This is a genomic window from Paenibacillus sp. NPDC058177 (assembly GCF_042883835.1).
GTDB lineage: Bacteria > Bacillota > Bacilli > Paenibacillales > Paenibacillaceae > Paenibacillus_AQ > Paenibacillus_AQ agri.
In genome coordinates this window covers 1,687,734-1,708,612 of record NZ_JBHVVB010000001.1, presented here as the reverse complement: position 1 = coordinate 1,708,612, position 20,879 = coordinate 1,687,734, and the positions used below count along the sequence as shown (strand labels likewise).

20 protein-coding genes are annotated in these 20,879 nt (G+C 48.5%); 14 read left to right on the top strand and 6 right to left on the bottom strand.

Annotated elements, in window-relative coordinates:
• Positions 1-237: 237 nt before the first annotated feature.
• Positions 238-837: a nitroreductase family protein gene (locus tag ACFVU8_RS08130; RefSeq protein WP_379466199.1), complete on the top strand. Its 600-nt coding sequence runs from the start codon at positions 238-240 to the stop codon at positions 835-837.
• Between the two features lie 112 nt (positions 838-949).
• On the opposite strand, the gene ACFVU8_RS08125 is transcribed toward ACFVU8_RS08130, so the two are convergent.
• Positions 950-2,116 (bottom strand): peptidyl-prolyl cis-trans isomerase, encoded by a 1,167-nt coding sequence (locus tag ACFVU8_RS08125; protein WP_387426717.1) that lies wholly within the window; start codon positions 2,114-2,116, stop codon positions 950-952.
• Positions 2,117-2,312: 196 nt separating this feature from the next.
• Entirely contained in the window at positions 2,313-2,651 is a 339-nt protein-coding gene (locus tag ACFVU8_RS08120) for a LytTR family transcriptional regulator DNA-binding domain-containing protein (RefSeq protein WP_066370585.1), read from the bottom strand.
• A 219-nt stretch (positions 2,652-2,870) separates the two neighbouring features.
• On the opposite strand from ACFVU8_RS08120, the gene ACFVU8_RS08115 reads away from it, so the two are divergent.
• The gene (locus ACFVU8_RS08115) at positions 2,871-3,992 is read left to right on the top strand and encodes a lactonase family protein (RefSeq protein ID WP_379466197.1); all 1,122 of its coding nucleotides are present in this window, start codon (positions 2,871-2,873) and stop codon (positions 3,990-3,992) included.
• A 118-nt stretch (positions 3,993-4,110) separates the two neighbouring features.
• Here ACFVU8_RS08115 and hfq read toward each other — a convergent pair whose 3' ends face one another.
• On the bottom strand, positions 4,111-4,332 hold the full coding sequence (gene hfq / locus ACFVU8_RS08110) for an RNA chaperone Hfq (protein ID WP_217492827.1): 222 nt from the start codon (positions 4,330-4,332) through the stop codon (positions 4,111-4,113).
• A 77-nt stretch (positions 4,333-4,409) separates the two neighbouring features.
• Here hfq and ACFVU8_RS08105 point away from each other — a divergent pair, with 77 nt between their 5' ends.
• Positions 4,410-5,093, top strand: a complete 684-nt coding sequence (locus tag ACFVU8_RS08105; protein WP_379466196.1) for a phosphatase PAP2 family protein — start codon at positions 4,410-4,412, stop codon at positions 5,091-5,093.
• Between the two features lie 57 nt (positions 5,094-5,150).
• Here the strand turns inward: ACFVU8_RS08105 and ACFVU8_RS08100 are convergent, their stop codons facing one another.
• Complete coding sequence (locus ACFVU8_RS08100) at positions 5,151-5,642, bottom strand: hypothetical protein (RefSeq protein ID WP_387426716.1); 492 nt, start codon at positions 5,640-5,642, stop codon at positions 5,151-5,153.
• A gap of 171 nt (positions 5,643-5,813) precedes the next feature.
• Here ACFVU8_RS08100 and ACFVU8_RS08095 point away from each other — a divergent pair, with 171 nt between their 5' ends.
• The 4 genes from ACFVU8_RS08095 (at position 5,814) to bcbE (ending at position 12,969) form a co-directional block, all read left to right on the top strand.
• A complete protein-coding gene (locus ACFVU8_RS08095) occupies positions 5,814-6,842 on the top strand; it encodes an FUSC family protein (RefSeq protein ID WP_387426715.1) in 1,029 nt (342 codons plus the stop codon).
• Between the two features lie 277 nt (positions 6,843-7,119).
• The gene (locus tag ACFVU8_RS08090; RefSeq protein ID WP_379466194.1) at positions 7,120-7,992 is read left to right on the top strand and encodes a stalk domain-containing protein; all 873 of its coding nucleotides are present in this window, start codon (positions 7,120-7,122) and stop codon (positions 7,990-7,992) included.
• Positions 7,993-9,166: 1,174 nt separating this feature from the next.
• Entirely contained in the window at positions 9,167-11,515 is a 2,349-nt protein-coding gene (gene helD, locus ACFVU8_RS08085) for an RNA polymerase recycling motor HelD (RefSeq protein WP_387426713.1), read from the top strand.
• 173 nt (positions 11,516-11,688) lie between these two features.
• Entirely contained in the window at positions 11,689-12,969 is a 1,281-nt protein-coding gene (bcbE, locus tag ACFVU8_RS08080; RefSeq protein ID WP_387426712.1) for a bacillibactin exporter BcbE, read from the top strand.
• A 154-nt stretch (positions 12,970-13,123) separates the two neighbouring features.
• Here the strand turns inward: bcbE and fsa are convergent, their stop codons facing one another.
• On the bottom strand, positions 13,124-13,771 hold the full coding sequence (gene fsa, locus ACFVU8_RS08075; RefSeq protein ID WP_379201834.1) for a fructose-6-phosphate aldolase: 648 nt from the start codon (positions 13,769-13,771) through the stop codon (positions 13,124-13,126).
• Positions 13,772-14,049: 278 nt separating this feature from the next.
• Between fsa and ACFVU8_RS08070 the strand changes: the two genes are divergently transcribed.
• Positions 14,050-14,517 carry a hypothetical protein gene (locus tag ACFVU8_RS08070; protein ID WP_387426711.1) on the top strand — a complete coding sequence of 156 codons (468 nt, stop codon included), beginning with the start codon at positions 14,050-14,052 and terminating at the stop codon, positions 14,515-14,517.
• Positions 14,518-14,570: 53 nt separating this feature from the next.
• A complete protein-coding gene (locus tag ACFVU8_RS08065; protein ID WP_387426709.1) occupies positions 14,571-15,062 on the top strand; it encodes a GNAT family N-acetyltransferase in 492 nt (163 codons plus the stop codon).
• A 3-nt stretch (positions 15,063-15,065) separates the two neighbouring features.
• Here the strand turns inward: ACFVU8_RS08065 and ACFVU8_RS08060 are convergent, their stop codons facing one another.
• Positions 15,066-15,263, bottom strand: a complete 198-nt coding sequence (locus tag ACFVU8_RS08060; RefSeq protein ID WP_066370520.1) for a hypothetical protein — start codon at positions 15,261-15,263, stop codon at positions 15,066-15,068.
• A 72-nt stretch (positions 15,264-15,335) separates the two neighbouring features.
• Here ACFVU8_RS08060 and rpiA point away from each other — a divergent pair, with 72 nt between their 5' ends.
• The 5 genes from rpiA to ACFVU8_RS08035 all read left to right on the top strand — a co-directional run bounded on the left by rpiA (position 15,336) and on the right by ACFVU8_RS08035 (position 20,731).
• A complete protein-coding gene (rpiA, locus tag ACFVU8_RS08055) occupies positions 15,336-16,022 on the top strand; it encodes a ribose-5-phosphate isomerase RpiA (protein ID WP_379466189.1) in 687 nt (228 codons plus the stop codon).
• A complete protein-coding gene (locus ACFVU8_RS08050; RefSeq protein WP_387426708.1) occupies positions 16,019-16,480 on the top strand; it encodes a VanZ family protein in 462 nt (153 codons plus the stop codon). Before rpiA ends, ACFVU8_RS08050 begins: the two co-directional genes overlap by 4 nt.
• Positions 16,481-16,498: 18 nt before the next feature.
• A complete protein-coding gene (locus tag ACFVU8_RS08045; RefSeq protein WP_379466188.1) occupies positions 16,499-16,939 on the top strand; it encodes a GNAT family N-acetyltransferase in 441 nt (146 codons plus the stop codon).
• A gap of 187 nt (positions 16,940-17,126) precedes the next feature.
• Entirely contained in the window at positions 17,127-17,570 is a 444-nt protein-coding gene (locus ACFVU8_RS08040) for a MarR family winged helix-turn-helix transcriptional regulator (RefSeq protein ID WP_312876391.1), read from the top strand.
• Positions 17,567-20,731, top strand: a complete 3,165-nt coding sequence (locus ACFVU8_RS08035) for an MMPL family transporter (RefSeq protein WP_387426707.1) — start codon at positions 17,567-17,569, stop codon at positions 20,729-20,731. Before ACFVU8_RS08040 ends, ACFVU8_RS08035 begins: the two co-directional genes overlap by 4 nt.
• The last annotated feature ends 148 nt before the right edge of the window (positions 20,732-20,879 follow it).

The following is a 20,879-nucleotide window of genomic DNA, read 5'->3' as shown; positions in this document are numbered from 1 at the left end:
CTCTGCGCAAAGAACTTGCGTGGAGGGCGGCTTTTTATGTGTCGGGGTGGCTCTTGTCCATGCGGTTTATAAGCTATCTTCCTAATGGTGAATAATAAAGCACGAGGACAGCGAAAATAAGCAATGAAAAACATTCATATCCGACAATAAAAGTAGAGTATTAGTGTTGCAAATCTCGAAAAAAAGTGCTAAGATGTAAAAAAGTAAGCAACTAAAATTAATGGAGGTAGTTATTTTATGTCCAAGAATTTTTTTGAAGCCGTTAAAGGTAGACGTTCCGTATATGCCATCAGCAAAGAATCCACGATTTCCGACGATAGAATCAAGGAAATTGTTGAAGAGGCTGTATTACATAGCCCATCTTCTTTCAACTCCCAAAGTGCAAGAGCTGTAGTTCTGCTCGGTGAAAATCATGATAAACTTTGGAATATTGCGGAAGACGCCCTTCGTAAAATCGTTCCAGCGGATCAGTTCGAAGCGACTGCACAAAGACTAGGTGCTTTCAAAGCAGGTTATGGTTCCGTCTTGTTCTTTGAAGACCAAAATGTTATTAAACAACTTCAAGAAAAATTTGCAACCTATGCTGACAACTTCCCGCTCTGGTCTAACCAATCTTCCGGTATTCTGCAATTCGTAGTATGGACTGCATTTGCTGAAGAAGGTTTAGGTGCATCCTTGCAGCACTACAACCCGCTGATCGATGATGAAGTGAAGAAAGAATGGGGCATTCCGCAAGAGTGGAAGCTGATCGCTCAATTGCCGTTCGGCAAGACAGTAGCTGCGCCTGGACCGAAAGAATTCCAACCGATTGAAGAACGCGTGAAATTCGTTAAATAATAAGAACGAATACATTAACAAGAAAGCCTCCATTCCCTAACACCAGGGACTGGAGGCTTCTTATAATTGCAGGCATGTTGTAAACAAGTAACGCCCGCACAGCTATTGATACTTATTTTTTCGGAGCTCCTGTTGCTGCCGGTGCTTCAGATGGAGTAGCTGCCTTCTTGGCATCGGTCAAAGTGTTGGTGATTTTAGCTTTCTCAGTTTGTTCTTGCAGCCAAGTTGAGGACAGTTCAGAGATCTTCTGAGAAACGAGAATTTTGCGAATCTCATCCTTCTTCTCGTCCAGGGTATAATGCTTGGCTTCCTTGCGGTCGGTTACCTTGATGATGTGATATCCGTATTGGGATTTCACTGCACCACTTGTTTCCCCAACCTTCAGCTTAAATGCTGCATCGGCGAACTCAGGCACCATATCGCCGCGTTTGAAGAAGTTCAGGTCTCCACCGTTATCCTTGGAACCTGTGTCCGTGGACTTTTCTTTGGCAACCGTTGCGAAATCTTTACCATCTTTCAATTCTTTCAGGACGGCATCCGCTTCTTCTTTAGTTTTCACCAGAATATGGGAGGCGCGTACTTCTTCTTCGGTATCGAAGTGCGCTTTATTGTCATCAAAATATTTCTTAATTTCATCATCAGTAATCTTCACTTGTGGCTCAAGGATTTTACGCAGCTCTACCTGGAGTGGCATTTGCTTCTTGAGGTCATCCAGGGTCATTCCACTTTGGGCCAAAGCGCTGTTAAATGCCTCTTCGCCTCCGAATTGGGCCTTCAGATCTGTAAGCTCTTCAGCAATATCAGCATCGGTTACAGTGATGTTGGCTTTTTTAGCTTCCTGTGATACCAGTGTAGTGGTGATCAAAGATTGCAGAGTAGATGGGCCACCGGCTTCCACCATCTTGTCGTAAAGCTGGGATTTTGTAATATTCTCACCGTTAACCGTTGCTACAGCTGTACTGTCGTCTCCCTTTTGGAAGGGGGGCTTGATCAGAACAATAATGAGCGCGGCAGCCAATACGATAGAGGCGATCATCCAGCCTTTTCCGTTTTTAGGAGCTGCAGGAGCTGGCGGAACGTTTTCGCCGACTTTGTTCATGACGGGAACGCTTTCTTCATTTTCCAGTCCGACCGGTTCAGCAAGCTTGTCCTCTTGTACGGTCTCAGAAGGGGTGCTGCCCTCGATAACTGTCTCGTTTACAGCTTCGGGAGAATCCGGTTCTTCCGTCTTACCGTTGTTGTCCAGGTGTTCATTTTCATTCAAATCTTTTTTGTCCATTAGAATTAATGACTCCCTTCAATATAGGTGTTGCCTGTCTTTCTACAACTTTACCAGAAATCGTGTTCCCAAACCTTAAGAAAGTATAAAAATGCACAATTTCTTTTTAAGTTTTCATTAAGATATGGAAAAAAGCCGGAAGACTCATGTAATCATGAGCTTCCGGCTTTTTGGGAAAAGACAGATCAATGTCTCCCTAGGCGTGACGTTTGTTAAGCAAATGGCGTATGCTTTCCTGTTTGCGTCTAGGTACACGGACATTTTTGGCGTATGCTCCCATTTCTCCGAAGTAGATGCAATCATCTGTGATGGAGCTAATCTTGTTAAGATTGACGTAACAGCCTCCATAGACCTGATAATAATTCGGATTGGATAACAAGCGTTTTAATTGCTCGGCAGTCATTCTTTTTTTAATGTTATAGTTTCTGCCGTGAAAGATGACCAAATCATGGTCTCCGACCTTAAAGAACAGAATGTCCGTCTCCACCTCGAAGTCCTCATATACGTTTCTGGCTTCCAGCAGGATGCTACTCATTCATGTTCCCCCTTTATAAGGATTAAAAATTAGATGTTAGCGCTTTCATTATATCATAACAATTTACCCGTGGAAAGCCTTATTTTTAAAATAATTTACGACATTTTTAACGTTGTATTTGTCATGGACGCTGAAAAACTGTAAATTAATAAGGATAGCTGCTTGGCCATCCACGGACAAAAAGCCCTAAAGAGAACTACTATGGAGGAGGAACATGAAATGAGTGAACATAACAGACTTTTATTGTATACAGGTGCCTATGCCAGCGCAGAGGAGAGCGGCGTTCAGGTGTTTGAGTTTGACGGCGAGGCTGGAGGGACGCTTAAGCTACTGGATAGGGCTCAAGGTATTACCAACCCAACGTTTGTCAATGTAGACCCGGTTAGGTCACGACTATATGCTATCGGTGAGCAGCCAGACGGAAAAGGCAGTAAAGAAGGGGAGATCGTGACTTTTGCGATAGATCCGCAGACTGGTGGGTTGAAGCGTCTGGGTGTTATCCCTACTATGCCTGCAGAAGGTGGGAAGCAAGCGACAACCTGCCATATTAACCGTGAGCCGCAGAACGAATTCTTGGTGGTATGCAGTTATCATGGAGGGACTGTTGGATTGATCTCGCTGGATGAACAAGGAGTGCCAGTTGCCTTAACGGACACAGCTGTACATAGCGGGCATGGAGCTCATCCGGAGCGTCAGGATCGCCCACATCCGCATTCGGCTATTTTCAGCCCTGACGGTCGTTTCCTGTTCGTATGTGATCTCGGACTTGATCTTATCCGCACTTATGTCATCAATCGTGAGAAGAAGACTCTGGAAGCGCAAAGCGATACTGTGCTGCATCCTGGATCGGGTCCACGTCACCTGGCCTTCCATCCAGACGGTAAATCCGCTTATGTGATCAACGAAGTGGATTCTACCATCACCTCGTTTACATATGACAGTGAGACAGGCACACTGACGGCGGTTGTTACAGTTCCTACGCTGCCTGCAGATTTCACGGAAGAGAATACTTGCGCCGAAATCGCCTTGACGCCGGATGGCCGTTATTTGTACGGTTCCAACCGTGGACACGACAGCCTTGTGGTATTTGCGGTTGATGCTGCAACAGCAGGTCTGACACTGGTAGAGCATGTTTCTACACACGGCGGCCATCCTCGCCATTTCACGTTAACTCCTGACGGCGCTTATCTGATTGCCGCTAACCGGGACGGAAACAATCTTGTCGTTTTCTCCGTGGATAGCGGCAGTGGCAAGCTGACCTTCACAGGGAACACAGCGGAGCTGTCCAAGCCGGTTTGTGTGAAGCCCGCTTTTCTTCCATCTGTGACTGCTGCGCTGTAGTGCTGGATTGAACCCTTTACATCCCAGGGAAAAACAAAGGGAACACCGGATAATAACGGTGTTCCCTTTGAATTAAATAGGGTGAAACATTGGATGGAGATTACTTTTAATGGAGACCTTATTTAAGAGAGACAGGCTTGAGCGGAACAATGGTGGAAATCGCCGATTTGAAGAGGATATTCTGCCTGCCATCACCCTGGCCTTGCAAGGAAATGGTGTAAGCGTCATATGCGGTAACAAGACCCTGCATTTTGACCCCGTTAGTTGTAAAAATCGTTACCGGCACTTTTGTTGAGATCACCTGGTTCAACAAACGTTCCTGCAGTTTTAGACTTTCCACTTTGGCAGCACTCCATCTTCTTTAGATTCAATTTCTCTAGCAAGTATACCACGGGAAGACCTCCATGAAAATGTGGTTTGCTGCTTCATGTACAGACAGGGGGATTCACACTGAATTACCGACAATGGCCCAGAGGGTATCGTCTTTTTATATGGTTTGCGTTAGTTTTCGGACTGATCGCCGCATGGGTGACACTTGGAAATGTATCTTCTTTTGACAATCCTATCATTCATACCGTGCAATCTATGGAATCACCAACATTAACAGCCTTAGCGAAAATGCTATCTCTGGTGGGTTCCTCCAGACTAGCAATTGGCATATCTGTGCTGACTATAATTCTGCTCTACTTCCTGCTCAAGCACCGGATGGAGCTGCTTTTGTTCATATGGGTTGGCCTAGGCTCACAACTGCTCAACTCGTTAATGAAGCAATGGTTTCACAGAGAGCGGCCCAACATCCACCGAATTATTCAGGAAGTAGGTTACAGCTTTCCAAGCGGACACTCTATGGCGGCTTTCTCTTTATATGGAGTAATTGCTTATCTGCTCTGGAGGCACTTGCCGAGACGCCGAGAACGGGCTATACTGGTTATTCTTGCCGTATTAATGACGGGAGGCATTGGCTGGAGCCGCATTTATCTCGGGGTACATTATCCTAGTGATGTTATCGGCGGATATGCAGCAAGCGGGGCTTGGCTGATGTTGTCCATCGGGTGGTTTGAATCTTATCGTTCCAGAAGAAAGCATACAACCGCAGCATGACAGACGACAGGCGGGTGACCCTGAGAATGAGAACAGGGTACCCGCCTGTAGATATTCCTAGATGTTGTTACGGTGAGGATTAACCGAACGATCCTGGAATTGTCCGACTTGGCCGATTCGTTGTTTGAGGATAGCGGGCAAGCCGGCTTTCAGCTTCTGAGCTTCGGCATCCGTGATCCGGCCTTCCGTAACAGCTTTATCCAGCCGCTTGCCGGCTGCTTCACTTAGCTTCTGCACATATTGATCTTTGTTCCAGCCCTTTTTTTCCTGGGCGAGAGCATACAGTGTTTTGCCGCCCTTCAGGCTCTGGACAAGATCGGACCGATCCATCTCCAGCAACTTGGCGGTTTCGTTAATAATGAAGTGGCCGCTGCCAGTACGGAATTTACCTTCCCTGCCCTGGTGGTGATGAGGCTCACGTTGAATTTGAGGGGCGTGGGACGGTGTCGCACTCTCAGCTTGGACGCTGTTTGGGAGCGTTAGTGCCGAGGCAGCGGTGAACAGTAGCACAGCGGCGTAAGCCGCTATTTTTGAGACAGAGTTGTTCATGGAATCACCTCTTGTAGATTTTTAAATGGTCAGGCTCTTGAACTAGTATCCCCGAAAAGCTGAAACGATCCTGAATAGAGGCTTAAAAGAGTCTAAATTTCATCACCTTGCCTCAGGGGTAATAATGTTTGTACTATAATGAGAATGAAGACTAATAAAGGAGGGATGGATTTGGCTTTTGGAGCCCGCATTCTTAAAACAGGGATGGCAGTTACCCTGGCCTTGTACCTGTCTGTGTTGCTGCAATTTTCATCTCCAGTCGGCGCGGCGATTGCTGCTATTTTCGCCATGCAGCCTTCCATTTACCGATCTTGGCGCTATTTCCTGGACCAGATTCAGACGAGTACGATGGGGGCGGTACTGGCCTTACTGGGCGGCATGCTGCTGTCCAATGAACCGATTGCCGTAGGACTGGTATGTATTCTGGTGATTATGATAAGCATGAAAATGAAACGGGCCGACACCATTGGCCTGACGCTGGTTACTGTAATTTCCGTCATGGAAGCATCGGGGCAATGGGAATTTGCCCTGACCCGTTTTCTGCTTACGCTGACGGGGATTGTCTCGGCCTTCTTAATTAATATAACTGTATTTCCGCCTAAGCCTCGTAAGCAGTATATCCAGCAAATTGAGAGTGTCTTCGCGAGTCTGTCCCTGTTACTAAGGACTTGCGTGTCGCATGAGATGAAGGAAAGCGTGTTCCGTGATGAGAAACAGGCGCTGGAAGGCTCGATCAAATCGCTGTCGGACAAATACAGCCTGTTCGAAGAGGAGCAGAAGCAGCTCAGACGGGCCAAGTATAGCCAGACCAGGCAAATGGTCGTGTACAAGAACCTGCTGGCTTCCCTGCTGAAGGGGTATGCGGTACTGGAGGCAGTGGATCGCCATTATTTTCAGGCAGAGCGTACAGAGGAGACGGATCAGTTGTTTGACCGTCACCTGGAACTGCTGATCAAATATCATGAGCATATTTTGCTTAAATTTGAAGACAAGCTGAAGCCCGGAGCAGCCGAGTGCAAGACGCTTTCCGAAGAGAACGACAAGTTCCTGGAGGCTGCGATTGAGGGGTACAATGGTGAGAAATTTGGGCAACTGCGTCTTTCTGTCGTGGCCGGAGCCATTTACGATTACGGATATCAGCTGGAGCGTCTCGATAAAGTGGCGGATCAGATCCACCGAATGTCGGAGGAGAAGGAATAGCTTTTAAGGGAAACATGGATATGATTTAATAAGGACCAGTCTGACTCTGAGAAGGAGCGGACTGGTTTTTTATTACATTAAGAGACGGGAAAAGTATTAATTTCATTAATGGTAAATATTGTTTTGAAAGTTTAATAAAGCATTGTTATCATGAAAAATATGACATTTCAATTGATTAAAGGTAATACTTTTAAATAATTTATCTTTAGTGAATGGCAGGAATATTTATAAAAGCTGTCTCAGGATTTGTCTGAATTGATATGGGGGGAAACATTCAATGCAAATCAAAAAATCAGTATTTGTAAGTTCTTTAGTAGTGAGTGGATTGGTCTTTGGTGCAATCGGAGTAGGGGCTTCGAATGGTATCCAGAAAATTCAGGCTGCGCTAAACTCAAACATCAAGTTTGTTCTAAACGGTTCTTCCTGGACTCCCAAAGATAATAATGGCCAGAAGCTCTCTGCACTCGTCTATAACGGTACGACTTATCTGCCACTAAGATCAACGGCAGAAGCACTTGGCGTAGAACTGGGCTGGAACAATGCAACCCAAACCATTACGCTGACAAGCGGTGACGGGGGCAATGATGGAATCCCTTATAATGATGCGTTGGGCTCGTCATCAGCGCCTTCAGGGTCGACATCAACACCAGCACCAGCGGCTTCAAGTTCCTCTTCATCAGGGGCTGCAACATCGGCCGGCGTCATCAAGTATAGTGGAACCACAGAGCAAATGACGGCTGCCATGAAAGAACAGGCTGTTCTTTTAGTAAAGGCTTATGGAGATGCGCTAAAAACCGGGAAAATGGACAAGTATAATGAATATTTAGACAAATATACCTCCGAGAAAGATAATACTTCAACCGGCCGCACTTATTATAAAGATAAATTTAAGAAATTGGTTAACTCCACAGTATCCGCCAATAAGCCAGATGTCATTAATGAATATGCTAACGTATTGCTGAATGTTAAGGCATCTGACATCGAGAAAAGTTGGGTTAGCGACAAGGACGAATATGGGCAGGCCTTCGACTATTCGTATTACCCTGATGGCTGGAATGCCTTGGGATCAGGTGTCCATATCTACTTTAACTTTGCTCCATTGCAAAAAGGTAGCTCCAATTTAGTTTTGGTTGAGGCTTACATAAGCTAAAACTGAATTTCAATTCTGCATGTATTCTTGAAGCAACACGAAAGAGACTGTCCCAAACGTAGTTTTTCTAACGATCGGATACAGCTTCTTTCATTCTAACGACAAAAAAGTAAGCAGAGCAGCGATTCTTCCGCTATTGAAGAATCGCTGCTCTGCTTTTTTGGTCCTCTGTGGCTTGCTTCAACACGTTATGGGCAAGTGAAAGCCATCCGACCGGGGTGTCACTTTCTCTATGCCGTGAAGCAGAAACGCTGGAAACCACGTCGCACTTCCATTTTACCAAAAGAGAGATTTTTTTGTGTATTTTAAAGATTGAAGATATTCTCCCACTTAAACTGTTCGTTCGCGGAGCGTCCACCCAAGCTAAAACATACATCTTACTCAAAACCAAGGGGTGTCCCAAGCAGCTATTTCATAGCTATTGGGACACCCCTTCATCATCAGTTCTTGCCAAAACGATTGCGTCAGAAGGTTGAAACTCATGTATGGGGGCTAACGGACCCTATCGTCGTTATTTGCATATGAAGCAGCATGTGGGACATGTAACGGACTCAGGGGACGCTATTTCCTCCCAAACCATGGATTTTAAACGGGATTTCTATTCATAACGTCATTGGAGTCCGTTATTTTCTAGAATGGACGGTGGTTAGGAAATAACGTCTCTGGGGTCCGTTACCAGACGGAACAAGAAGCAAGTACTGAGCTTGTGCTAGATCCATAAATCTAATGATGGATTTTCGCAAAAAAACTACGTTCTCAACAGTCCGACATTTCCCAGCAAAAACAGAGCCCAGCTTCCCAAGTTAGGGCGTGAAGACCTGAACCGGGCCCTGGCTTGTTCACTATACAGGGTGACCTAAGCGCAGTGTTTATGGTATATCTTTCTTGTATGAAGGGGACCGTTTACTTTCGAGGAAAACCCCTTTTTACTATCTTCCTACTTGAGCGCATTCAACAAAAAAATCCAGTCCCAAGGGGACCGGATTAATTATAATGTATTTGTTATTGCTGCATGTAAGAGAATAAAGTTACTATTCAACTTGAAAAAAAGAAATGAAATTGATACAATATAAAAACGCCAGATAAGAAGAATTTGTGAGAAAACACAATTATTCAATATGAATTTTATCATGAACAGTTTGAAATGTCAACCTTCAAAAGGGGATGAAATGTAGTGGAAAATCAGCAAGAGGAATGGAAAGAAGAGCAGGAGCGGGTAACTCAGGTAACCCAGATCTTGTCGGGGCATATCCGGCAGTTATCTGAGGAGCTGGGGCTGCACCGGACCGATGTGGTGGATATGCGTAAAGAATTTTGGGAAGAGGTAACTGTCAACTTCAGTAGCCCTGATGATTTGGGCGAGACCTCAACCAGTTTGCGCCAGCAAGCACAGATTCTTAACGAACGGGAACGCCATCATCTGCAGTCCAGCAAAGCTCTTAAAAAATATAAAAAGTTGGTCGTCTCCCCCTATTTTGGCCGTATAGATTTCTCAGAGGGTCCAAATGGTGAAACGGAGCAGATTTATCTAGGGATTGGATCACTTATGGAGGATGACGGCCATTTCCTGATTTATGACTGGCGTGCGCCGATCTCAAGTCTCTACTATGACGGAGCGCCCGGACCGGCTAGCTATGATACCCCTGGAGGGATCATTTCCGGTAATATGGAGCTGAAACGCCAGTTTGTGATTGATAACGGGACAATCGAAGTCATGTTCGACACCGGGGTGACCATCGGGGATGAACTGCTGCAACAAGTACTCAGCCACAGTGCGGATGACAAAATGAAGAGCATTGTCGCCACAATCCAGAAGGAGCAGAATGCCATCATCCGCAATGATAAAAGCCGTATGCTGGTCGTTCAGGGAGCGGCCGGTAGCGGTAAGACTTCGGCAGCGCTTCAACGGGTGGCGTACTTGCTCTACAAATACAGAGCGGTGCTGCAGGCAGACCAAATGCTGCTGTTCTCGCCCAACCCGCTGTTTAACAGCTATGTGTCCACCGTTCTACCTGAATTGGGCGAGGAGAATATGCAGCAAACCACGTTCCAGATGTATTTGGAGCATCGGTTATCCCAAGAGTTTCAACTTGAAGATGTCTTTAGCCAGACGGAAAGCCTGCTGAACGCGCCGGACGGTCCTGAAGCCCGTGTCCGCAGAGACGGTATTCAGTATAAGTCCTCGGTAGCCTTCCTGGATGCTATTCGCCGTTATGCCACCATGCTGGAGAAGGAAGGTATTCAGTTCAAGCCGGTCGTATTCATGGGCCGTATCGTGGTTACCAAGGAAGAGATGGCTGCTCAATTCTATAGTTACGATTCGGCGATCCGGCTGGCAAACCGGGTGGAGCTGATGACTGGATGGCTGCTCAAGAAGCTGGCGGCCTACAGCCACGAGGAGCGGGGCTCAGAATGGGTAGAGAGCCAGATTGAGCTGCTGGATTCCAGCGATTATCACCGGGCTTACCAGATGATGCGGCGTAAGAAGCGGGGGACTGAGAGCAGCTTTGACGATTTTGACACGGAAAAAGAGGTGCTGGCCCGCTATGTGGTGAGTCAGCGTCTCAAGCCGCTTCGCGGCTGGATCAAGCGCGGGCGCTTTGTGGATGTTAAAGCGCTATACAGCAAGCTGTTCAGCGATCGCAAGCTGATGGCAAGCTTGAACGACAGTCCTCTTCCAGCTGAATGGGATGAGATTAGTCAACAAACCGTGTCTGCTCTCGCAGAGAATCATCTTTATTACGAGGATGCCACGCCATTCCTTTATCTGAAGGAACTTAGCCAGGGATTCCGGACCAATACCCTGATTCGGCATGTCATTGTCGATGAAGTTCAGGATTATTCACCGTTCCAGCTGGAATTCCTGCGGCGGCTGTTCCCGCGGGCGAAAATGACGGTGCTAGGCGACCTAAACCAGGCAATTTATGCCCAAGGTGAGGTACTTGGTGAGCTGGGTAATCTTGTGAGCATTTATGGGGAAGAGAATACGGAAGTTATCTCGCTAACGCGCAGCTATCGCTCAACGTATGAGATTGTCGAGTTCACGAGATCGATGATTCCCGGCGGAGAGCGGATCACACCGTTCAACCGGCGCGGCGAGGAACCGCAGATACAAGTCGTATCCACTGGTGGGGAGCTGCTGGACGCAGTGGAGAGGGATATTTTGCAGCTGCATGCCCAGGGCTATCATTATGTGGCGGTGATCTGCAAAACAGCCGAAGAGAGCGCACGTGTTCATGCCGCACTTGAGAACAAATTACCAGCCAGGCTGGTGACGAAGGATACGCCAAACTTCCAAAAGGGCACGCTGGTACTGCCGGCTTACTTGGCGAAGGGTGTGGAATTCGATGCCGTTATTATTTATGATGGCTCGGATCAGCAGTATAACCGGGAGAGCGAACGCAAGCTGTTCTATACGGCTTGTACCCGGGCGATGCATTTACTGCATATTTATTGTCTGGGACGTCCCAGCCGGTTTATGCCGACATCTAAGACTGAGTCACTCACAGTTGGCAGTGTATAATATACAGAAATTCAATTTTAAAAAATTCCTAAAAACCGTCTTCGCCCCGCGAAGTACGGTTTTACTTTTTTTCACAGTCTACAAACGGCTATTTATTTACATCATGGCGTATAAAGAGAGGGGAACAAACCACAATAAGGGGTAATGTCAACTAAGATAAAGGTGGTCAGTCCATGAAGGATAAAAAATGGGATCTGGTTGCACTGGCTTCCATTCCGCTGATAATGACGCTAGGCAACTCCATGCTACTACCAACTTTACCGCAGATTGAGCATGCCCTGGGAATCAATTCTTTTCAGGTCAGCATGATCATCACGGTTTACGGTCTGATTGCCATTTTAATGATTCCAGTTGCCGGTTTTTTCTCCGACCGTTATGGACGGAAGATTGTGATACTTCCCAGCCTTATGTTAGCCGCTATAGGCGGGGTTGTTTGTGTAATCGCCGCCTGGTTCATGAAAGGATACAGCGCATATTGGGTAATTCTTGCCGGGCGACTGCTTCAGGGAATCGGTGCTGCCGGCGCTTTTCCAATCGTGCTACCGTTCGTGGGGGATCTGTTCAAAGATGAGAAGGAGGTCAGCAAAAGTCTAGGGCTGATTGAGACCTCCAATACCTTCGGCAAGGTGCTTAGCCCGATTTTAGGCGCATACCTGGGGACGCTGCTCTGGTACGCTCCATTTATCGCGATTCCGTTTCTCTGCATTCTTTCATTTGTGCTGGTACTGTTTCTGGTCAAGCCTCCGAAAAAGGAAGATCAGGCTGCAGAGGAGAAACCGACACTGCGCAAGTTTTTATCCGATATTAAGGACATTCTGCACAAAAGAGGGCGCTGGCTCTATGCGATATTTGCGATCGGTGGCATTTGCATGTTTGTGACCTTTGGAGTACTTTTTTATCTATCCGAGATCCTGGAAACTAAACATAAGCTGCATGGGGCAATGAAAGGGCTGGTGCTGGCGATCCCGTTGGCACTGCTATGTCTCGCATCCTACGGGTGCGGGAAGATCATCGGTCAGAACAAGGCCCTAATGAAATGGCTGGGCTTTGGCGGAATGGTATTGCTGACGGGGGCGATGGTGGTTACTGGCTTCAACAAAGGGATTTATATGATGGTAGCGTTCCTGACGGTGAGCGGCATCGGTATTGGGGTGGTCCTGCCCTGTATGGATGCGCTAATCACCGAGGCTTTTGAAAAGGAGAACCGTGGAACGATTACTTCGCTATATAGTAGTATGCGTTTCATCGGGGTGGCGCTGGGGCCCCCTGTCGTCTCGCTCCTAATGACCCGGGGCCATTGGGTGCTATTCGGTACTATGACCGTATTGGGTGCTGTGGGTGGTTTGTTGAGTTTGTTTGCTGTAACGCCAAGCAAAGAAGAAGGTGGAGAGGATGGAGTCAAAAAGACAGCGAAATCGTTCTCGATCCGGACTCAGCGGGCCCGGGCCCGCTGAACTACCGAAAAGAGCCGGGCTAGCACACTCTTTTGCATTTATTTTAGGCTCTGCCTTTATGGATGAATGCCAAGTAATTAACTAACGATACTAAAAAGCCCTTGTCCGGATATTCGGACAAGGGCTTGGTGTTCACCATCAAGTAAAACTATATTTAAGCTTTTGGAACGGTCTCCCAGTCCTTAAGAAAACGCTCGATACCGTTATCGGTCAGAGGGTGCTTCCAGAGTGAAGGCAGGAGGGAACCAGGAATTGTAGCGATATGTGCACCTGCTAAGGCGGCTTGCTCCACATGAGCAATGTTACGGATGCTGGCTGCGATAATTTCGGAAGTCAGGCCGTAGTTGGTCAGGATAGTCTTAAGATCTCTGATCAGCTTCAACCCGTCCACGCCGATATCATCCAGACGTCCTACGAATGGGCTGATATAGGTGGCGCCGGCCTTGGCGGCCATCAGGCCTTGGGCGGCGGAGAAGATAAGCGTCACATTGGTTTTGATGCCTTTTTTCGTGAGTTCGTAACAGGCTTCCAGACCATCCTCGGTCATAGGCAGCTTGATTACCACATTTGGAGCCCACTCAGCGATTTCATACGCTTCCTTCAGCATTTCGTCAGCCTTCAGGCCGATGACCTCAGCGCTGACAGGCCCTGGCACGATCTCGACGATTTCTTTGATAACGTCTTTAAAGAGTCGGCCTTCTTTGGCGATCAGTGAAGGATTTGTCGTTACGCCATCCACCAAACCGAGGCGGGTGATACGTTTGATCTCTTCAATATTCCCTGTGTCCAAGAAAAATTTCATTGCTGATATCCTCCCTTGATTTCCTAATGGATTGGCTAGCCGCTTTCATTTTTTATTATGGGACATGTCCAAAAAAGTTTCAACTGTTATTTTGAATATTTTAAAATGACTTTATAGGATGTATCCCGTAGTCCCTGTTATTATGGTTCACTGGAAGGCGAGACATACAGAAGGTGGATTACAAAATCATGTGTCTGCAAAATCCCCACTCCCGTCTGTCTCGCTACCGTGATAAGATAAAGGAAGTGTTGTTAATTAGGAATGGACGGTGAGGATGAATGATCCTGGCGGTATTGGCTGCTGCACTCCTGTTGCTGCTGGCTTCGGGATGGCTTGCTTATCAGAACAGCCGGCTGATTGCCGGGCGCAAGACGAACGGAGCAGCAGTGCATCTGCCGTCCCGGCGTTATTCTGTGTTTAGCCAAGCTACACCGAGACAGATGGGGGATTCTGGAGGGGAACCTTTATTCAGCTTGAGGTTGCCTCTGGAATCAGCTGCATCAGTGACTGAAGGGCAGGAATACGCCTGGGTTACATTATGCAGGGATGACACAGGGCAAGGAGAAATGTTATTGCCGGATGCACAGCGTTATATGCTGAGCAGGATCAGGCAATTGGCCGGTCAGGAACAGCCGATCGAATTTGTTGTCTATGTGGAGGAGGGCGTCAGTGATCTTGAGCAGGAACTGATCCTGAATCTGGAGAAGGCGGTAAAAGAAGCAGTCCAGCTAGCCGAGCAGCCTTGATGGAATGCAGTTGATTATGAGAAATTGCAGAAAATGCATGGAGGGAGTAACATATGCTGCCTGTTACAGATGTGGAATTTGTAGTTGTAGCTCCGGATAACAAAGATTTGCGGGAGCTTATTGTCACTCTGGATGAGGAACTGCTGGAGCGATATCCGCATGAGACGATTTATGTAGTGGATTTTAGCGATCCCAAGGTTCAGGAGATGACATTCGTAGTAGCTTATGTGAATGGACAGGCCGTGGGTTGCGGTGGATTGCGTCCCCTGGATTATCTGGATCCTGGGAGAAGGACAATGGAGTTGAAACGCTTCTATGTAGATTCCAGCTGCCGCAAAATGGGGATCGCGACTAAAATGCTACTCTTCCTTGAAGGTAAGGCCTTGGCCGCCGGGTACCGGGAAATCCTGCTGGAGACCGGGATCAAGCAGCCGGAAGCCATTGGCCTGTATGTCAAGCACGGCTACCGGCCGATAGATCTGTTTGGTCCTTATGTTGGAGATCCTGACAGTCTATGCTACGGCAAAACGTTAATAGAAGAATAAGCGTCAGGCGTGATATTTACCGACGGGTGCGTTAAGTACCCATTCCAGCATTAGAATCATATCTTCGAGTCGTACAAGCTGGGCCTGCAATGAACTGCGCTGGGTATCTTCCTCTGCCAAGGGGGCGAGGCGTGATTCCAGCGATCTGCGCTGCAGGGTTAGTTCATTAATTTTGGATTGGATTTGGTTTTCAGTTCTCATCTTGCTCCTCCTGGAGTTTGGTTAGTCTTCATTTGCACCATAATATTATATCGGAAATGTGGAGGGAATAAAATGAGTGTTAATGTAAAGCAGTTAGCCGCTGAGAAAGCAGTAGAATATGTGCAGGATGGTATGAAGGTAGGTCTTGGTACCGGTTCGACGGCTTATTGGGCGATCCGCAAGCTTGGCGAACGGGTGGCTGAAGGGTTGAAGATTACGGCTGTTGCCACGTCACAGGCTTCTGAGGATCAGGCACGTGAGCTGGGAATTCCGCTCGTGGGCTTCGGTGACATTGACCGCCTGGACCTCACGATTGACGGCGCGGACGAGCTGGATGGCAAGCTGCAATTAGTGAAGGGTGGCGGGGGCGCCCTGCTGCGCGAGAAGATTGTCGCTATGGGGAGCGAGCGCATGATCGTAGTTGCTGATGAGAGTAAAGCAGTGGAGACACTGGGCAAGTTTCCGTTGCCTGTAGAGATTGTTCCATTCGCTTGTGAATGGACGCTTAGTGATCTCGCCAAGCTCGGTTGTGAGCCGGTACTGCGCCGTACTGGTGATGACCTGTACAAGAGCGATAATGGCAATTACATTGCTGACTGCCATTTTGGAGCAATCCATTCGGCGCCGGAGCTGGCTAAGGCACTGCAAGGCATACCAGGCGTAGTTGAACACGGTCTCTTCATTGGCATTGCAGACTTTGCGATTATCGGCAAAAGCGATGGCAGCATTGAAGTGATCGAAGGGGATAAGCATCGTTGATCTTCCTTCCAGGGTCCGGACCCAGGCGTAGACGCAGGCGCGGGGTGCAGGCCGTTCTTATTTTATACAGTGCGCTGCTGCTCTACTGGATGTTTCTCGGTTTCGGTCGTGAAGCCCATATGGGTGGACCGTGGCAGTATAATCTGGTACCATGGAAGACCGTCTCTCTTTATCTGGACATGGGGAACCGCCTTTCCATTTGGAATCGGGCGGTAAATCTGCTGGGGAATGTGGCTGTATTTGTTCCGTTCGGGTTGTTGTTGCCCCTGATTTGGAACAAGCTGTCTTCTGCGGCAAGACTGGCGCTAGTCATGATCCCTGTTATTCTGCTGCTAGAATGTCTGCAGATGCTTCTGCACGTTGGAAGCTTCGATATGGACGACCTGCTGCTGAACATGCTGGGGGTATGGGCTGGCTATGCTGTAATTCGGCTGGGGAGAACTGGAAGGAATTCATAAGATGGAGGGATTACATACATGCTGATTGATTTGACACCACGCATCGGAACACCTGAGGTGAACGAACTGCTGGAGTATGCGGTGGTTGAGGAAACCGAGACCCTTCAGCAGACTTCGGAGGAATACCGCAATTCATCCGGACTGCAGTTGTTTGGCTGGGAAGAAGAGGAATTGCTCCTTGGTCTGGTAGGATTCGAGGAAACAGAAGATGGCTCACTGGATATCCGCCACATTGCCGTGCTGCCGGAGAATCGGGGTAAAGGATATGCCCGTGGGATGATTTTGGAGCTGCTTACTGCTAGAGAGCCGCGTTACTTACTGTCAGAGACCGAAGATGAGGTAGCAGCCGATTTCTACCGGGCCCTGGGCTTTATGGTCTATAGTCTCGGCGTGAACGCAGCCGGAATCGAGATGTTTCGCTGTGTATATGAGGTTGAAGAGTTTGAGGATGAGGAATAACCTCACCCTGAACGACATAGAATGGCAGGCCAAGGAGTTTTGTTGGCCTGTCATTTTTTTTCATGCAAATACAAGCACTACGTCATTACATTTGACTTTTGAGTGCTGAAGACATATAGTTCTAAAGTGAAACTATTCTACACATGAACTATTGTGGGGTTGTAAGGAGGATTAAGCTTTGGATGAAGTGGCAGAACAGTGGATAAACCGTTATCTGGATGCCTACCTGGCGGTATCAAGAAATATCAGTGCTCAAATCAGGGATAGTATCGCTGGCGGACTTACGACAGACCAATACCTGATCTTGCGGCTGATCAACGGGAAGGAGCGCTGCACCTCCACATATCTGGCCGAATCGTTCGCTGTAGGTAAAAGCTCGATTACAGCAATCAGCAACCGGCTGGTCGATGCGGGACTTTTGGTGCGTACGCGCGACGAGAATGACCGGAGGCAGGTCTATCTCTCAATGACGGAGCAGGGGCGTGAGGTATTTGAAGTGGCGGGTAAGCATGTCATGGATACGGTGTCGCCGTACTTCTCCCATTTTGGAGACAAAGAGATCGAGAATTTCATTATGATGTTCGAAAGGCTGGCAAGAATGATGCAGGACTCAGGAGGGAAAGAGGATTGAAGACCATACTTAAGGCCAGATGGGCCATCATTGTGATCTGGATTGCAGCGGCTGTTGTATTGATGTTGACAGCACCTGGAATGTCCGATCTAGTCCGCGAGAAGGGACAGATTGCGGTTCCGGCCGGATATTCTTCATCCAGAGCAGCCGAGATTATGAAAGAAGCTGCTGAGGCCAAAGGCGGGGAGACGCTCCATCAAGTTGCACTTGTGTTCAACAAGCCGCAAGGCATTGGGGCCAAGGAAATGGAGAGTATTAAGCAAGGCGTTGAGAAGCTGAACCAGAATAAAGCCGATCTCAAGCTGGACTCCATTACCGACCCGTTCTCGCAAAGTGAGCTGAAAGACACGTTGATTGCCAAAGATGGCAAAACGATTATGGTGGCGTTGTTTGTCGCTGGTAGTGATGAAGACGTCAAGGTGCTTCCAGGTAAAGTAGACGCGCTACTGAAAGATGTGGACGCTGATCATTATCTGACGAGTGAAGGTTTGATTACCGAAGACACGATTGCCAGCTCCGAAGCGGGGCTGAAGAAATCGGAATATATAACCGTAGTATTCATTCTTCTAATTCTATTCTTAGTGTTCCGGTCGTTCGTAGCTCCATTTGTTCCGCTGCTGACTGTGGGACTGAGTTATGTGGTGGCCCAGTCAGTGGTAGCGTTTCTGGTCGATCGTTATGATTTCCCGCTATCCACGTTCACCCAGATCTTTATGGTGGCCGTATTGTTCGGGATCGGGACGGATTACTGTATCCTGCTGATTAGCCGATTCAAGGAAGAGCTGGCTGCTTCGGCGGATACCAAAACTGCAATTATTGAGACTTATCGTAAAGCAGGCGGTACGGTGTTCTACTCCGGCCTTGCTGTATTTGTAGGCTTTGTAGCCATCGGCTTCTCCAAGTTCATGTTGTATCGCTCGGCGGTGGCCGTGGCTGTCGGCATTGCGGTGATGCTACTTGCACTAGTGACAGTTGTACCTTTCTTTATGGCTGTCCTGGGCAAAAAGATGTTCTGGCCGTCGCGCGGCAAGCTGGAACACAGCGAAAGCCGAATCTGGGGGGCGGCAGGCTCCTTCTCCCTGAAAAGACCATGGGCGGCGCTGCTAATCGTAGCAGCCATCGTTGTGCCTTTCCTGGTCACCTACGATGGAAAGCTGTCCTATAACAGCATGGATGAGATTGGTTCGAACTATGCCTCGGTTAAAGGCTTTAATATTATATCCGAAAGCTTTGGCCCTGGTGAATCTATGCCAGGCAAGATCGTGATCAAGAATGACGATCGAATGGACAATTCGGAGTATATCGGGCTTGCGGAGAAGATCAGCCGTGAGCTGGAGAAGGTGGAAGGGATCAAGACCGTTCGCAGTATGTCGCGTCCGGCAGGCGAGGCGATCAATGACTTCCTGATTCCTACACAAGTCAAGACACTATCAGAGGGTCTGGACAAGACGAATGACGGATTGTCCAAGATTCAGAGCGGCTTGTCCGAAGCCAGCAAGCAGCTTAGTGACAATGCGCCCAAGCTGGCTGAAGCCGTGTCCGGCAGCGAGAAGCTGACGGAGGGAACGGCCGACTTGAAAGCCGGGATTGTCGCTCTTGGCGACGGTCTATCCCGGATTGAGAGCGGCATTAAGAGCGGCTCTGCCGGGGCAGGCCAGATCAAAGCCGGACTTCAGCAGGCAGCGACAAGTGCACAGCAGTTGGCGGATGCCAATCAGGCGCTGCTTGCCGGCTACAAAAAAATCGGCGCAGGTCTGACGGCGCTAGATGGCGGGCTAGGCCAGATTCAAGGCCAGCTGCAAGGCGTAGCAACAGCCTTGAACGGCCTGGGCACTTCCTTCGCTGGGCTTGAGACCAGCTATCCGGATCTGCTGCAGGATGTCAATTACCAGACCATTAAAGGCACAGTGACTCAGTCCGGTACCGGTGCTGCTGGACTGGCGGCAGGCCTCGGCCAGATTTCCCAGAACTTGAAGGGTGCGGCTGGCGGCCTGACGGAAGCCAATGCCGGTTATGCCAAAGCTGCGGCCGGACAGACTGCACTGGCACAGGGCTTGCAGAAGCTTGTGGCGGGGATTGGTCAGCTTCAATCGGGACTTAACCAGGCTGCTGACGGTCAAGGTCAGATCGTTGGAAAAATCCCATCGATTACGGGCGGTCTGGATCAGCTGCAAGGTGGACAGAAGCAACTGGCGGACGGCTTCGGTCAGCTAACCGGCCAGATCGGTCAGTTAACTGCCGGTCTAAGCGATAGTGCGGATGGGCTGAAGCAGATCTCCGGTGGCCTCGGCTCAGCACAGGATTTCCTGAACCAGATTCATAACGCTAAGGATGATGAACTGAGCGGATTCTTTGTGCCGGATGAGGCTCTCAAAGCCGACGGCATCCAACAGGTGTTCGACAACTACCTGACACATGACCGCAAGATTATGACCCTTGATATTGTGTTCGCACAGAACCCTTACAGCAAGGAAGCCATCGACAGTGTTAGCAATATTCAATCTGCTGTTGAACGTGCGGTGAAAGGAACGAAGCTGGAGAATGCGGAAATTGCCATCAGTGGCGTTACCAGCACCTACAATGACTTGCAGAACATCTCCAATGCGGACTATAGCCGGACAGTAATCTTGATGCTGGGCGGTATATTCATCATCCTGGTCTTACTGCTCCGTTCCTTCATCATGCCGCTTTACCTGATTCTGTCGCTCGTGATTACTTACTTTACGGCGCTGGCGATGACGGAAGCGATCTTCGTGAACATGCTCGGCTATTCCGGAATCACCTGGTCCACGCCATTCTTCAGCTTCGTTATGCTGGTAGCGCTTGGCGTTGACTATAGTATCTTCCTTATGGCCCGGTTCAACGAGAACAAGTCATGGGATGTGAAAGAAGCTATCCTGCATGCCATGCGCAACATGGGGACTGTTATTTTGTCAGCTGTAGTTATTCTGGGCGGTACCTTTGCCTCGATGTATCCATCGGGCGTGCTCTCGATGATGCAGATCGCTACAGTAGTGCTTGCCGGCTTGGCGTTGTATGCCTTCATCTTCCTGCCGTTCTTCGTGCCGGTGATGGTGAAGATGTTCGGGCGGGCCAACTGGTGGCCATTCCCTGACAGCTCTAGTGCTGCTGAGGAGAAATCAAATACACTAGATGTGTAGAGTATTGTCACTGAAGGTCCAGATCGTAGCCTTGTGAGAATCCTACACTTACTTGCAAAGAGAGTGTCCCGCAGCAATTGCTGTTTACTGGGACACTCTCTTTTTTTACTTTTTTACAAATAAAGAGAAACCTTTTTCCCTTCCCGGG

Coding starts and splice junctions, on each gene's coding strand:
- ACFVU8_RS08130 (WP_379466199.1), top strand. CDS start 238: ATGTCCAAGAATTTTTTTGAAGCCGTTAAAGGTAGACGTTCCGTATAT.
- ACFVU8_RS08125 (WP_387426717.1), bottom strand. CDS start 2,116: ATGGACAAAAAAGATTTGAATGAAAATGAACACCTGGACAACAACGGT.
- ACFVU8_RS08120 (WP_066370585.1), bottom strand. CDS start 2,651: ATGAGTAGCATCCTGCTGGAAGCCAGAAACGTATATGAGGACTTCGAG.
- ACFVU8_RS08115 (WP_379466197.1), top strand. CDS start 2,871: ATGAGTGAACATAACAGACTTTTATTGTATACAGGTGCCTATGCCAGC.
- ACFVU8_RS08100 (WP_387426716.1), bottom strand. CDS start 5,642: ATGAACAACTCTGTCTCAAAAATAGCGGCTTACGCCGCTGTGCTACTG.
- ACFVU8_RS08090 (WP_379466194.1), top strand. CDS start 7,120: ATGCAAATCAAAAAATCAGTATTTGTAAGTTCTTTAGTAGTGAGTGGA.
- bcbE (WP_387426712.1), top strand. CDS start 11,689: ATGAAGGATAAAAAATGGGATCTGGTTGCACTGGCTTCCATTCCGCTG.
- fsa (WP_379201834.1), bottom strand. CDS start 13,771: ATGAAATTTTTCTTGGACACAGGGAATATTGAAGAGATCAAACGTATC.
- ACFVU8_RS08070 (WP_387426711.1), top strand. CDS start 14,050: ATGATCCTGGCGGTATTGGCTGCTGCACTCCTGTTGCTGCTGGCTTCG.
- ACFVU8_RS08065 (WP_387426709.1), top strand. CDS start 14,571: ATGCTGCCTGTTACAGATGTGGAATTTGTAGTTGTAGCTCCGGATAAC.
- ACFVU8_RS08060 (WP_066370520.1), bottom strand. CDS start 15,263: ATGAGAACTGAAAACCAAATCCAATCCAAAATTAATGAACTAACCCTG.
- rpiA (WP_379466189.1), top strand. CDS start 15,336: ATGAGTGTTAATGTAAAGCAGTTAGCCGCTGAGAAAGCAGTAGAATAT.
- ACFVU8_RS08045 (WP_379466188.1), top strand. CDS start 16,499: ATGCTGATTGATTTGACACCACGCATCGGAACACCTGAGGTGAACGAA.